This is a genomic window from Pseudooceanicola sp. NS-SX9 (assembly GCF_057380705.1).
Genome location: NZ_CM170818.1, coordinates 2,636,726 through 2,649,444, shown reverse-complemented (window position 1 = coordinate 2,649,444; position 12,719 = coordinate 2,636,726). Strand labels below are relative to the sequence as shown.

Annotated in this window: 9 protein-coding genes; 5 read left to right on the top strand and 4 right to left on the bottom strand. The window is 67.7% G+C overall.

Going from position 1 to position 12,719, the window contains the following annotated elements; translation table 11 throughout:
* The first annotated feature begins 45 nt into the window (after positions 1-45).
* Positions 46-339: a Dabb family protein gene (locus tag AC2ITM_RS12500; protein ID WP_486466968.1), complete on the top strand. Its 294-nt coding sequence runs from the start codon at positions 46-48 to the stop codon at positions 337-339.
* A gap of 230 nt (positions 340-569) precedes the next feature.
* Complete coding sequence (locus AC2ITM_RS12495) at positions 570-1,916, top strand: ferredoxin reductase family protein (protein ID WP_486466967.1); 1,347 nt, start codon at positions 570-572, stop codon at positions 1,914-1,916.
* Positions 1,917-1,983: 67 nt separating this feature from the next.
* Here AC2ITM_RS12495 and AC2ITM_RS12490 read toward each other — a convergent pair whose 3' ends face one another.
* A complete protein-coding gene (locus tag AC2ITM_RS12490) occupies positions 1,984-3,528 on the bottom strand; it encodes an MDR family MFS transporter (RefSeq protein WP_486466966.1) in 1,545 nt (514 codons plus the stop codon).
* A gap of 201 nt (positions 3,529-3,729) precedes the next feature.
* Here AC2ITM_RS12490 and AC2ITM_RS12485 point away from each other — a divergent pair, with 201 nt between their 5' ends.
* Together AC2ITM_RS12485 and AC2ITM_RS12480 are read left to right on the top strand one after the other, a co-directional pair.
* Entirely contained in the window at positions 3,730-5,391 is a 1,662-nt protein-coding gene (locus AC2ITM_RS12485; protein ID WP_486466965.1) for an FMN-binding glutamate synthase family protein, read from the top strand.
* A gap of 25 nt (positions 5,392-5,416) precedes the next feature.
* Positions 5,417-7,132 (top strand): thiamine pyrophosphate-dependent enzyme, encoded by a 1,716-nt coding sequence (locus AC2ITM_RS12480; RefSeq protein ID WP_486466964.1) that lies wholly within the window; start codon positions 5,417-5,419, stop codon positions 7,130-7,132.
* A gap of 85 nt (positions 7,133-7,217) precedes the next feature.
* Here AC2ITM_RS12480 and AC2ITM_RS12475 read toward each other — a convergent pair whose 3' ends face one another.
* Positions 7,218-7,640, bottom strand: a complete 423-nt coding sequence (locus tag AC2ITM_RS12475) for a MerR family transcriptional regulator (RefSeq protein ID WP_486466963.1) — start codon at positions 7,638-7,640, stop codon at positions 7,218-7,220.
* A gap of 51 nt (positions 7,641-7,691) precedes the next feature.
* Positions 7,692-8,594, bottom strand: a complete 903-nt coding sequence (locus AC2ITM_RS12470) for a LysR substrate-binding domain-containing protein (RefSeq protein ID WP_486466962.1) — start codon at positions 8,592-8,594, stop codon at positions 7,692-7,694.
* Between the two features lie 99 nt (positions 8,595-8,693).
* Here AC2ITM_RS12470 and ilvD point away from each other — a divergent pair, with 99 nt between their 5' ends.
* A complete protein-coding gene (ilvD, locus tag AC2ITM_RS12465; protein WP_486466961.1) occupies positions 8,694-10,547 on the top strand; it encodes a dihydroxy-acid dehydratase in 1,854 nt (617 codons plus the stop codon).
* Positions 10,548-11,092: 545 nt separating this feature from the next.
* On the opposite strand, the gene mqo is transcribed toward ilvD, so the two are convergent.
* Positions 11,093-12,658: a malate dehydrogenase (quinone) gene (mqo, locus tag AC2ITM_RS12460; protein WP_486466960.1), complete on the bottom strand. Its 1,566-nt coding sequence runs from the start codon at positions 12,656-12,658 to the stop codon at positions 11,093-11,095.
* Between the last annotated feature and the right edge of the window lie 61 nt (positions 12,659-12,719).

Genomic DNA, 12,719 nt, shown 5'->3' with positions numbered 1-12,719 from the left:
TGGTGAAACACCGTCTGCGCCCACATCTGCAAGAGGAATCCCCCCGTGAGCGAGCGCAGCTTCATCCGTCACGTCGTCTTCTTCAGCGCCCGCGACCGCGCGGACCTGGAGCGCATCCGCGAGGGCCTGTCGATCCTCAAGGGCATTCCCGGGTCGCTGACCTTCGAGGTGATGGAGAACACCAAGGTCGATCCGCTGTCGGATGTGGTGGACGTGGTGGTCTACGGCGAATTCCCCGACATGGCGGCGCTGCAGGCCTTCAAGGCGCATCCGCTCTATCAGGAAAGCATCGACCGGGTGCGGCCGCTGCGCGACATCCGGATCTCGGCCGATTTCTGATCCCGGGGCCGGGCCCGCGGGGCGGATCCCGTCGCGACTCACAGCCCTGTGAAGATCCGCGAGGCGGCGGACAACCCCTTGGCGCCAAAGCGGATCTTTCGTCGCGCCCGGGGGCATTCGCGGTCTTGCGGGAATAATCATCGAAATCCTCGACGGAGCAGGGCCGTTCCGGCGTTTGGTTGTGACATGCACCACGCCACGCCCGCGCGGCCCAGCCAGGAGGTATTTCGATGACGCGACACGGCAGGATTTTCTGGGGAATCATGGGGGCTCTGACGCTCCTGTGGTTGTCCGTCGGATGGAGCAGCCTGACCGGGCTCAGCTACAGTGCGCTGCGCAACCCGGTGCTGCAATACACCGGCATCATCGCCACCGGCGCGATGGCGGTCTCGATGATCCTGTCGCTGCGGCCGCGCTTCCCGGAACGCTGGATCGGCGGCCTGGACAAGATGTACCGGCTGCACAAATGGCTGGGGATCAGCGCGCTGGTGGCTTCGGTCCTGCACTGGGTCATGTCGGAATGGCCGCATTGGCTGGCCGATCTGGGGCTTGCGACCTCGGGGCACCGGCCACAGGGCGGCGCCGCGCCCACCGGGTTCTGGCCGCAGGTGGTGTCCACCTTCCACCGCTCGTCCGAGGTCTGGGGGCTTTATGCCTTCTATGTCATGGTCGCGGTGCTGGTGATCGCACTGATCACCCGGCTGCCCTACAAGATGTTCTACCTGACCCACCGGGTCATGCCGCTGGTCTATCTGGTGCTGGTCTTCCATTCGGTCATCCTGACCGATGCCAGCTACTGGGCGACGCCGCTGGGGGTGGTCTTTGGGGGGCTGATGGCCTGGGGCTGCTGGGGCGCGGTGGTGTCGCTGTGCCGCCGCATCGGTGCACAGCGCCGCGTTGCGGGGCAGGTCACGGCCGTATCCCGGGACGCGGGGCTGCAGGCCACCGACGTGCAGCTGGCCCTTCAGGGCAAATGGCCGGGCCATCGCGCGGGCCAGTTCGCCTTCGTCACCTTCGACCGCCGCGAGGGGCCGCATCCGTTCTCGCTGACCTCGGCCTGGGATGCCGAGACGCAAGAGGTGTCGTTCCTGATCAAGCAGGCCGGCCGCTACACCGCCGGGCTGGCCCATAGCGTCGCCCCCGGTCAGAAGGTGACGGTGCAGGGCCCCTATGGCTGCTTCGATTTCACCGACGACCGGCCCCGGCAGATCTGGGTGGGGGCGGGCATCGGCATCACGCCCTTCCTGGCAAGGCTGGCGGATCTGGCCGCCGCGCCACGGGCCAATGATGCCCCCCGGGTTGATTTCTTTCACACCCGGCACGAGGTGACGCCTGATGATGCCGCCCGCCTGCAGCAGGCCGCGGCCGAGGCCAACGTCACGCTGCACCTTGTCGATACGGCGGCGCAGGGGCGGCTGGATGGCGCGCGGATCCGCGCCGCCGTTCCCGACTGGCCGCAGGCCAGTGTCTGGTTCTGCGGCCCCGCCGCCTTCGGCCGCGCGCTGCGCCGCGACTTTGCCCGCGCCGGGCTGAAGGTGGGACGCGATTTCCACCAGGAAGCGTTCTCGATGCGCTGAGTGCGCTGCGGAACACGGCAAAGCCCCCCGGTTCGGGGGGCTTTTCGTTGGCCGTAAGGGGCAGGGATCAGCGGGTCGGGCGTTCGTCCGACAGCTTGACGTTTTCCAGCAGCAGCGCAGGCAGCAGCGCCAGCGCCATCACCAGCCCGCCGGTCAGGAAGCTGTAGGCGATGGCATGGCGGAAGGCCTCGGCCACCTCGGCCTGCTGGGCGGCGGGCAGGGCGGCAATCGCCTGCATCCCGCCGTCGATCAGCTGCCGCGCGTCGATGTCGCCGCCGAACTGCGCCAGCCGCGCCGTCAGATGCCCGGCCATCGTGCCCCCCGACACTGCCACCCCGAGCGCGCCCCCCAGCGAGCGCAGGAAGGCCATCCCCGAGGTCGCCACCCCCAGGTTCGCCTTCGGCACGCCGTTCTGCACGATCACGGTGGCATTGGGCATCGCCACGCCCATGCCGGTGCCCAGCACGGCGAGCGCCCCCAGGAACCACACCAGATCGGCCTGCAGGAAGGCCAGCAGCGCCAGACAGCCCAGGCCCGTGGCCTCCAGCACGATGCCGAAGATCAGGAAGGGCTTCGGCCGGCCCACCCTGGCCCCCAGCCGCCCGCCCAGAATCGAGGTCACCAGCATCATGGTGATCTGCGGCAGCAGCATCAGCCCCGCCTGCGCCGGGTTCAGCCCCAGCACCAGCTGGAAATAGAGCGGCAGGAAGACCATCGCGCTCATCATGGCGAACCCCATGCAGCCGGTGGTGCCGGCGCCGACGGAAAAGCTGCGGATGCGGAACAGCTTCAGGTCCAGCATCGGTTCGGCGGCGCGGCGTTCCTGCAGCACGAACAGCACCAGCAGCACCAGAACGGCGGCCCCGATGCCCCGCGCCGTGGCCGAATTCCACGCAAAGACCGATCCGGCAAAGCTGAACAGCAGCAGCGCCAGCGCCGCGCAGGCCACCAGCAGCATCGCCCCCAGCACGTCGATGCGGTGCTTCTGGCGCGGCAGGCCGGTGGGCTTCAGCCCGGCCAGCAGCAGCGCCAGCGCCAGCAGCCCGACAGGAATGTTGACATAGAACACCCACCGCCAGCTGAGCGCCGTGGTCAGCCCGCCGCCGATCAGCGGCCCCGCGACCGAGCAGAAGGCGAAGACCCCGGTGAACAGCCCCTGATAGCGGACCCGTTCGCGCGGGCTGACCACGACGCTGATCACCGTCTGCGACAGCGTCATCAGCCCGCCGCCGCCGATCCCCTGCAAGGCGCGGAACGCGATCAGCTGCCCCATCGACTGCGCCAGCCCGCACAGCGCCGAGGCGATGATGAACAGCGTGATGCAGCCCAGCAGGAAGTTCCGCCGCCCGAACATGTCCGACAGCTTGCCGAAGATCGGCGTGGCGATGGTCGAACACAGCATGAAGGCCGTCACCACCCAGCTCAGGTGCGCAAGGCCGCCCAGTTCGCCCGCCATGCGCGGCAGGGCGGTGTTGACGATGCTCTGATCCAGCGCGCCCAGCCCCATGGCCAGCATCAGCCCGGCAAAGATCAGCCTCAGCTGGCCGGGGCTGACGACGGGACGGGGAGGGATGGGAGGGGCCGTGGGGGCGGCCGTCGGGGGGGTGCTCATGCCGGTATGCCTGAAATCTGGGGCGCCGGGGACGGCCCGGGCGCAGGGGTCCCTGGGGACGATTCTCGATATAACGAAAGGCGGAAGGCTGCCAAGGGCAAAGGCGGGTTTTGCGGCGCTGGTGGGGGGACCTCTCGAAACGGTGTGGGAACATCCCCGGCGGCGGGTTCGTTGACAGCTCAGACACTGCGAGGACCCCCGATGCAAAGCCTGCTTTCCCTGACCAAGCGTTACATCCTGCTGATCCTGGCGCTGGCGCTGTGCCTGCTGGGGCTGGCGCTGACGGTGCTGGTGTCGGGATGGGGGCTGGTGCTGGTGGTGCTGACGCTGCCTCTGGTGGCGCTCGGGGTCTATGACTGCGCCCAGCACCGCTGGACAATCACCCGCAACTATCCGATCGCGGCGCGGCTGCGGTGGCTGTTCTATGACCTGCGGCCCTACCTGCGCCAGTACATCGTCGAAGGCGACCGCGAGGGGCGCCCCTATCCCTTCGAAGCCCGCGAGCTGGTTCAGGCCCGCGCCCGTGGCGAGACCGACACCCAGCCCTTCGGCACCGAACTGGACCCGGACGCGCCGGGCTATGACTGGTTCAGCCATTCGATGCAGCCGGTCGAGGCCCCCGAACGCCGCCCCCGCGTGACCATCGGCAGCGATCAGTGCAGCCAGCCCTATTCGGCCTCGCTGTTCAACATCTCGGCCATGAGTTTCGGCGCGCTGTCGGCCCATGCGGTCCGGGCGCTGAACCTCGGGGCCGAGAAGGGCGGCTTTTACCACGACACCGGCGAGGGCGGGCTGTCGAAACACCATCTGGCCCATGACGGGGATCTGGTGTGGGAAGTGGGCTCGGGCTATTTCGGCTGCCGCAACGATGACGGAACCTTCGACCCCGGCGCCTTCCGCGAGAAATCCCGCGAACCCCAGGTGAAGATGACGGAAATCAAGCTGAGCCAGGGCGCCAAGCCCGGCCATGGCGGGCTGCTGCCGGGCGCCAAGGTGACGCCGGAAATCGCCGAGGCCCGCCAGGTCGAGGCCGGCCGGGACTGCCTGTCGCCCAGCGGCCATTCGGCCTTTGCCACCCCGGTCGGGATGCTGGAATTCGCGGCCCGCATGCGCGAGATGTCGGGCGGCAAACCGGTGGGGCTGAAGTTCTGCGTCGGCCAGCCGCACGAGGTCTTCGCCCTGATGAAGGCGATCCGCCTGACCGGCATCACCCCCGATTTCCTGGTGGTCGATGGCGCCGAGGGCGGCACGGGGGCGGCCCCCAAGGAGCTGTCGGACCATGTCGGCTGGGCGCTGAACGACGGTTTGCCGCTGGTGCACAATGCGCTGGTCGGCACCGGGCTGCGCGACCGGATCCGGCTGGGCGCCTCGGGGCGGATCTATTCGGCGGCGGGCATCGCGCATTCTCTGGCGCTTGGCGCCGACTGGACCAATGCGGCGCGCGCCTTCATGCTGTCGATCGGCTGCATCCAGGCGCAGCGCTGCCACACCGGCACCTGTCCCACCGGCATCACCACCCAGGATCCCGCCCGCCAGCGCGGCCTGGTGATCGACGTGCAAGCCGACCGCGCCGCGCGCTTTCACGGCAAGACGCTGGATGCGCTTGGCGACATCACCGGGGCGCTTGGCCTGGATCACCCCTCGCAGATCGAACCGCACCACCTGATGAAGCGCGAAAGCCCGGTGCGGGCGCGGGGCCTTGGCCAACTGCATGACTGGGTGCTGCCCGGCCAGCTGCTGGACGCCCCCGAGACCACCGCCTTCAAGGCCTGGTGGGATGCCGCCGACCCGCATTCCTTCCGCCCCTGTGCCGACCTGTCGCGCACCGCCGTGGTGGAACCCCATTCCCTTGCCTCGATCTGAGGCCCTCCCCTGGAAAGGACATGACATGAGCAAGACCGTTGCAAAGGTCATCACCGAGACGCTCGAAGCCGCCGGCGCGCAGCGCTGCTACGGCGTGGTGGGCGACACGATCAACCATTTCACCGACGAGATCCGCAAATCCGGCATCGACTGGGTGCATGTGCGCCACGAAGAGGTCGGCGGCTTTGCCGCGGGCGGCGAGGCCTACATGACCGGAGAGCTGACGCTGTGTGCGGGCACCTGCGGGCCGGGCTCGTTGCATTTCGTCAACGGCATCTTCGAAAGCCACCGCAACGGCGCGCCGGTGCTGCTGATCGCCTCGAACGTGGCGCGCAACGAAGAGGGGCTGGGTTTCCCGCAGGAGGTCGACCAGAAACCGATCTACGAACAGTGCTCGGTCTTCTGCGAGCGGCTGAACCACCCCGATCAGGCGCGGCGCATGACGGTGATGGCGGCGCAGGCGGCGCTGACCAGGGGGGGCGTGGCGGTGCTGATCGTCAATGGCGACATGTTCACCGAAAAGACCGATGACGCGCTGCCCTGGTCCGTCCACCGCCCCCGTCCCCTGAGCGTCCCGCACCCCGAGGAACTGGACCGCATGGCCAAGCTGCTGAACAAGGCCAAGCGCCCGGTGATCTATGCGGGCATCGGCGCGCGGGGGGCGAAATCGCAGCTGATCGCGCTGGCGGACAAGCTGAAGGCGCCCATCGTGCATTCGACGCGCTCCAAGGAATTCATCGAGCCGGGCAACCCCTTCCAGGTCGGCATGACCGGGATCCTGGGCAACCGCGCCGGGATGGAGGCCGTGGCAGAGGCGGATGTGATGCTGTGCCTTGGCACCGATTTCGCCTATACCCAGTTCTACCCCGAGAAGGCCAAGATCATTCAGGTCGACATCGACCCCACGGCCCTGGGGCGCCGGGCGCCGGTCGATCTGGGGGTGATCGGCGATGTCGCCCCCACCGTCGACGCGCTGCTGCCGCGGCTTGAGGACGTGGCGTCCTCGCGCCGTCTCGACAAGGCACTGAAGCAATACGAGAAGGATCTGGAAGGCTATCGCGACGAGGCCCGCGAAAAGGACCCGACGCTGATCCACCCGCAGGCGCTGACCCGGATGATCGACGCGCAGGCGGCCGAGGACGCGATCTTTACCGCCGATGGCGGCTCGCCCATGGTGTGGATGCTGCGGCATATCCGGGCGAAGGGGCAGCGGCGTTTCCTGACCTCGCTGCTGCATGGCACCATGGCCAATGCCTACCCGCAGGCGCTCGGCATCCAGAAGGCCTATCCGGACCGTCAGGTGATTGCGCTGTGCGGCGATGGCGGGCTGTCGATGCTGATGGGCGATCTGCTGACGCTGAAACAGGAGCAGGTGCCGGTCAAGATCGTCATCTACGACAATGCCTCGTTGGGCTTCGTCGAGATGGAGCAGCGCGTCGAGGGGCTGCTGGACAGTTTCACCGACCTGCAGAACCCCGATTTCGCCGAGCTTGCAAAGGTCATCGGCCTGTGGGGGCGCAAGGTCGAGACGGCCGATGACCTGCCGGGCGCCGTGGCCGACTGGCTGGCGGCCGAGGGTCCGGCGGTGCTGGATGTGAAGGTGTCGCGGATGGAACTGGTGATGCCGCCCAAGGTGGAATTCGGCCAGGTCGCCTCGACCGCGCTGTTCGGCGCCAAGGCGGTGGCCCATGGCCGCGCGAAAGAGGTGGTCGAGCTGATGGCCGACAACTTCCTGCGCTAGGCGCGGGCCCTGCCATCGGGCCCCGGCAGGGTGGGGCCCGATGATCCCCGGGCAGGGGCGGCGGTGCCCCGTGACCGGGCCGGGGTCAGCGGCCGCGATCGGCGGCGGTGGCGCAGCAGGGCGCGGCCCCCGTCAGGCTGTTCAGGATCGCGCAGTCCGGGTCGTCATCGCCATGGCACTGCGCCACCAGCCCTTCCAGCCGCGCCTCCAGCGCGCGCAGCTCTGCGATCTTGTCGCGAACCGAGGCCAGGTTCTGCAACGCCAGATCCCGCACGTCGCGGCTGGCGCGGTGCTCGTCGGCATTCAGCGCCAGCAGCTTGCGGCATTCCTCAAGGGAAAAGCCCATCAGCCGCGCCTGCGCCAGCATCCGCAGCCGCTGCAGCTGGGCGTCCGAGAAATCCCGGTAGCCATTGGCGCGCCGCTCGGGCGCGATCAGGCCGATGTCTTCGTAGTACCGGATCGTCTTGGCGGGCAGGCCGGTGTCGCGGGCGGCGTCGCTGATGTTCATGGGCGGTCTCCTTTGTCCTGAATATAGGGCGGGATTCCAGTTCCGGGAAGGTCAGGGCAGGTCCAGGGCAAAGGTCATGGCCAGGAAATTCGCCAGCGTCGCGCTTGCGTCGTCGCGCCGCCAGATCACGCCGGTTTCCAGTTCCGGCACCGGCCCCGCCAGATCCAGGTAACGCACGCCCGAGCGCGCCAGATGCCGCAGCGACGCCGGCACCAGCGCGATGCCCATCCCGGCCGAGACCAGGCTGATGATCGTCTGCATCTGGATCGCCTGCTGCACCACATGGGCACTGCCGCCGCAATCGGCGTAATAGCCCGTCACCAGATCATAGAACGACGGCGACGCGCGGCGCGGAAAGACGATCAGCGGCGAGGCGATCACCGCCCCCGGCGTCAGGGGGGCATCCGGCAGGCGGCCTTCGGCGATCCAGGCCTGGGGGACGGCGGCGACCAGCGGTTCGCGCACCAGACGGCGATAACGGAACAGGTCGGGCAGGGGGGTGGCGGCCTCGGGGATGATCAGGCCGACCTGTCCGCGCCCCTCGCGCAGGGCGGCGATCTGGGTGTCGCTGGTGGCCTCGGTCAGGGACAGGTCGACGCCCGGGTAAAGCCCGCGGAAGCGGTGCACCAGCGCCGGCAGGATCGAATAGTCGGCGGTCGAGACAAACGACAGCTCCAGCCGCCCGGAGGTGCCCGACAGGATGCTGGCGGCGGTGCCCGGCAGGCGGTCGACGGCCGCGAGCGCCGCCTCGACATGCGGCTTCCAGCCCGCCCCGAAGGGCGTCAGCGCGACCGAGCGTTTGGTGCGCGCGAACAGCTGCGCACCCAGCTCGGCCTCCAGCGCCTTGATCGACTGCGACAGCGGCGGCTGGGTCATGCCCAGCCTCTCGGCCGCGCGGCCGAAATGCAGCACCTCGGCCACCGCCAGGAAATGGCGCAGCTGGCGAATGTCCATCTGATATTCCTTGCGACCTAATAAGCGCACAATAATATATTTCACTCTCATGATCCAGGCCGGTATGGTCCGCGCCAAATGTCATCAAGGGAGGGTTCGATGCCCCATTATCGTTCCAGAACCAGTACCCATGGCCGCAACATGGCGGGTGCACGCGGCCTCTGGCGGGCCACGGGGATGAAGGACGGCGATTTCGGCAAGCCGATCATCGCCATCGTCAACTCCTTCACGCAGTTCGTGCCGGGCCACGTGCACCTGAAGGACCTTGGCCAGCTGGTCGCCGCCGAGGTCGAGCGCGCGGGCGGTGTTGCCAAGGAATTCAACACCATCGCGGTCGATGACGGCATCGCGATGGGCCATGACGGGATGCTGTATTCGCTGCCCTCGCGCGAGGTGATCGCGGATTCGGTCGAATACATGGTCAATGCCCATTGCGCCGACGCGATGGTGTGCATCTCGAACTGCGACAAGATCACCCCCGGCATGCTGATGGCCGCGATGCGGCTGAACATCCCGGCGATCTTCGTCTCGGGCGGCCCGATGGAAGCGGGCAAGATCGATCTGGCCGATCTTGAGGTCAAGAAGATCGACCTGGTGGATGCCATGGTCGCCGCCGCCTCGGACAAGTACACCGATGCCCAGCTGCAGCATATCGAGGAAAACGCCTGCCCGACCTGCGGGTCGTGCTCGGGGATGTTCACCGCGAACTCGATGAACTGCCTGGCCGAGGCGCTTGGTCTGGCGCTGCCGGGCAATGGCTCGACGCTGGCCACGCACGCCGACCGCAAGGGCCTGTTCCTGGAAGCCGGCCGCAAGATCGTCGAGATCACCCGCCGCCATTACGAGCTGGAAGAAGAGGGCCTGCTGCCGCGCGAAATCGCGACCTTCAAGGCGTTCCAGAACGCCATGAGCCTCGATATCGCCATGGGCGGGTCCACCAACACCGTGCTGCACCTGCTGGCGATTGCCAACGAGGGCGGCGTGGACTTCACCATGGATCACATCGACCAGCTGTCGCGCAAGGTGCCCTGCCTGTGCAAGGTCGCGCCCAATATCGAGAACGTCCATATGGAGGACGTCCACCGCGCCGGTGGCATCTTCTCGATCCTGGGGGAACTCTCGCGCGCCGGCCTGCTGCATGACGATTGCGCCACGGTGCATTCCTCGACCATGGGCGAGGCGATCGCGCATTGGGACATCAAGGTTGCCAACAACCCCGAGGCCGAGCAGCTGTTCAAGGCCGCCCCCGGCGGCGTGCGCACCACCCAGGCGTTTTCCACCGAAAACCGCTTCAAGACGCTGGATACCGACCGTGAAAAGGGCGTGATCCGGGCCAAGGAACACGCCTTCAGCCAGGATGGCGGTCTGGCGGTGCTGTTCGGCAACATCGCGCAGGACGGCTGCATCGTGAAGACGGCGGGCGTCGATGCCTCGATCCTGAAGTTCACCGGCACCGCCCATGTCTGCGAAAGCCAGGACGCGGCGGTCAGCGACATCCTGACCGGCAAGGTCAAGGAAGGCGACGTGGTGGTGATCCGCTATGAAGGCCCGCGCGGCGGTCCGGGGATGCAGGAAATGCTGTACCCGACCAGCTATCTGAAGTCGAAGGGCCTGGGCAAAGCCTGCGCGCTGCTGACGGACGGGCGGTTCTCGGGCGGGACCTCGGGGCTGTCGATCGGTCACGTCTCGCCGGAAGCGGCCGAGGGCGGCACCATCGGCCTGGTCGAGGACGGCGACAAGATCGAGATCGACATCCCGAACCGCACCATCCACCTGGCCGTGTCGGACGCGGTTCTGGCCGAACGCCGCGCCGCGCAGGATGCCAGGGGCTGGGTCCCGGCCGAGCCGCGCAAGCGCAAGGTTTCGGCGGCACTGCAGGCCTATGCGGCGCTGACGACCTCGGCCGCGAAGGGCGCGGTGCGCGACGTCACGCAGCTGACCCGCAAGGGCTGATCCCGGTCCGGTCCTCTTGGGGGCCAGTCCTGTCACGGCATGAATGACGGCGGGCGGGTCTGATGATCCGCCCGCCGTTTCGCGTTTCAGGACGGCTGTCTTTGGCGTGCGGCCATTCTGCCGCTGCCGGACGGGCCAGGACGGTGGTTTTCCCTGGCGTCCCGTTGCGGGGCTCGGGGGCGCGCGCGCTGCCGGGTGGTCCTGGGTCTTCGGGGAGGAGAGAAGAGCGCGGGCGGGCCCGATGACCACCCAATCGTTTTTGATGTCTGCCGAAGCAGCAGCGCTTGGCGGGCGGCCATACGCAGAATAGCTGTCGCTGTCGCTGTCGCTGTCGCTGTCGCTGTCGCTGTCGCTGTCGCTGTCGCTGTCGCTGTCGCTGTCGCTGTCGCTGTCGCTGTCGGGCGGGCGGGCCGTCCGGCTGTCCTTGCGTCTGGTTCGGGGGCCGAGGGGGCCGGTGCTGCCGACCGGATACCGGACGGAGAAAAAAAGGCGGGCGGGTCCGATGACCTGCCCGCCGTTTTGTCTGTCAGGGCAAGCGGCTGCCCTTAGCGGGCCGCCATCCGCAGCACGTTGCCGGTATCGGGCTGCTCGGCCAGGGCCGCGATCTCGACCGGGGGCTCGGGCAGGTCCAGGGTGCGGGAGGTGTCGGTCCAGGCCTGGGCCAGGGCACGGGCATCGTCGCGCAGGGCAGTGCCGTAGCTGGGGATGATGCGCTGCAGCTTCATCTGCCAGTCGATCTGCTGGATCCGCTGCGGGAAGGCCTTCTTCAGCAGCTCCAGCATGATCGGCGCCGCGGTCGAGGCCCCCGGGCTGGCCCCCAGCAGGGCTGCCACCGAACCGTCCTGGCAGGCGACGATCTCGGTCCCGAGCTTCAGCGCCGCGCCCTTCGGTTCGCGCTTGATGATCTGGACGCGCTGGCCGGCATGCCACAGCTTCCAGTCGCCGTCGCGGGCTTCGGGGAAGTAGGCGCGCAGGGCCTTCATCCGGGCGGCATCGGTCAGCAGCAACTGACCCACCAGATACTTGATCAGGTCGAAGTTGTTCAGACCCACCGACATCATCGGGAAGATGTTGCGCCCGGTGATCGTCTTCGGCAGGTCCATCAGCGAACCGGCCTTCAGGAACCGGGTCGAGAAGGTCGCGAAGGGCCCGAACAGCAGGACCTCCTTGCCGTCAAGGAACCGCTTGTCGAGGTGCGGCACCGACATCGGCGGGCTGCCGACGGCGGCCTTGCCGTAGACCTTGGCATTGTGGCGGGCCACGACATCGGGATTGTCGCAGACCAGGAAGGACCCGCCGACGGGGAAGCCGGCGTAATCGGCGGCCTCGGGGATGCCGGATTTCTGCAGCAGGGGTAGGGCCCCGCCACCGGCACCCAGGAAGACGAACCGGGTCCGCAGGGTCTTGCGCGCGCCACTGCGGCGGTCGCGCAGAATCACCCGCCAGCCGTCACCATCCCGGTGCAGGTCGGTGACCTCGGTGCCAGTGTGCAGCTCGAAGTTGGCAGAACGCTGCAGCGAAGCGGCCATCTGGCGGGTCAACTCGCCAAAGTTCACGTCGGTGCCCTGCGGCGCATAGGTTGCGGCGACGGTCTCGTTCGGGTCCAGCCCCTCGACCATCAGCGGTGCCCATTCGGCGATCTTGGCGCGGTCGGTCGAGAATTCCATCCCGGCAAACATCGCGTTGCGTTTCAGGGCCTCGTAACGGCGGGCCAGGAAGTCGGCATTCTTCTGGCCCCAGACAAAGCTCATGTGCGGGGTCGCGTTCAGGAAGCTGCGGGGTGTCTTCAGCACGCCCGTCTCGACCTGATGCGCCCAGAACTGACGAGAGATCTGGAACTGCTCGTTGATGTTCAGTGCCTTGGTGGTGTCGACGCTGCCGTCGGCCATCTGCGGCGTATAGTTCAGCTCGCACAGGGCCGAGTGACCGGTCCCTGCGTTATTCCACCCGTTCGAGCTTTCCTCGGCCACGGCATCGAGACGTTCGACCATCCCGATCCGCCACTCCGGCTCCAGCTCCTGCAAAAGCACACCCAGCGTGGTGCTCATGATACCGCCGCCTACGAGCAGTACATCGACCTGGCCGTCGGCGTGCGTCTTGCGTTCCTCCATGGTGAGGCCCCCTTTGAGAGCTCCTCCCCGGCCCCTGATTTACTACGCAGGTTTATTTTTT

Excerpts from the sequence above, each read along its gene's own strand:
- AC2ITM_RS12495 (WP_486466967.1), top strand. The coding sequence starts at position 570 with ATGACGCGACACGGCAGGATTTTCTGGGGAATCATGGGGGCTCTGACG.
- AC2ITM_RS12490 (WP_486466966.1), bottom strand. The coding sequence starts at position 3,528 with ATGAGCACCCCCCCGACGGCCGCCCCCACGGCCCCTCCCATCCCTCCC.
- AC2ITM_RS12485 (WP_486466965.1), top strand. The coding sequence starts at position 3,730 with ATGCAAAGCCTGCTTTCCCTGACCAAGCGTTACATCCTGCTGATCCTG.
- AC2ITM_RS12480 (WP_486466964.1), top strand. The coding sequence starts at position 5,417 with ATGAGCAAGACCGTTGCAAAGGTCATCACCGAGACGCTCGAAGCCGCC.
- AC2ITM_RS12475 (WP_486466963.1), bottom strand. The coding sequence starts at position 7,640 with ATGAACATCAGCGACGCCGCCCGCGACACCGGCCTGCCCGCCAAGACG.
- AC2ITM_RS12470 (WP_486466962.1), bottom strand. The coding sequence starts at position 8,594 with ATGGACATTCGCCAGCTGCGCCATTTCCTGGCGGTGGCCGAGGTGCTG.
- ilvD (WP_486466961.1), top strand. The coding sequence starts at position 8,694 with ATGCCCCATTATCGTTCCAGAACCAGTACCCATGGCCGCAACATGGCG.
- mqo (WP_486466960.1), bottom strand. The coding sequence starts at position 12,658 with ATGGAGGAACGCAAGACGCACGCCGACGGCCAGGTCGATGTACTGCTC.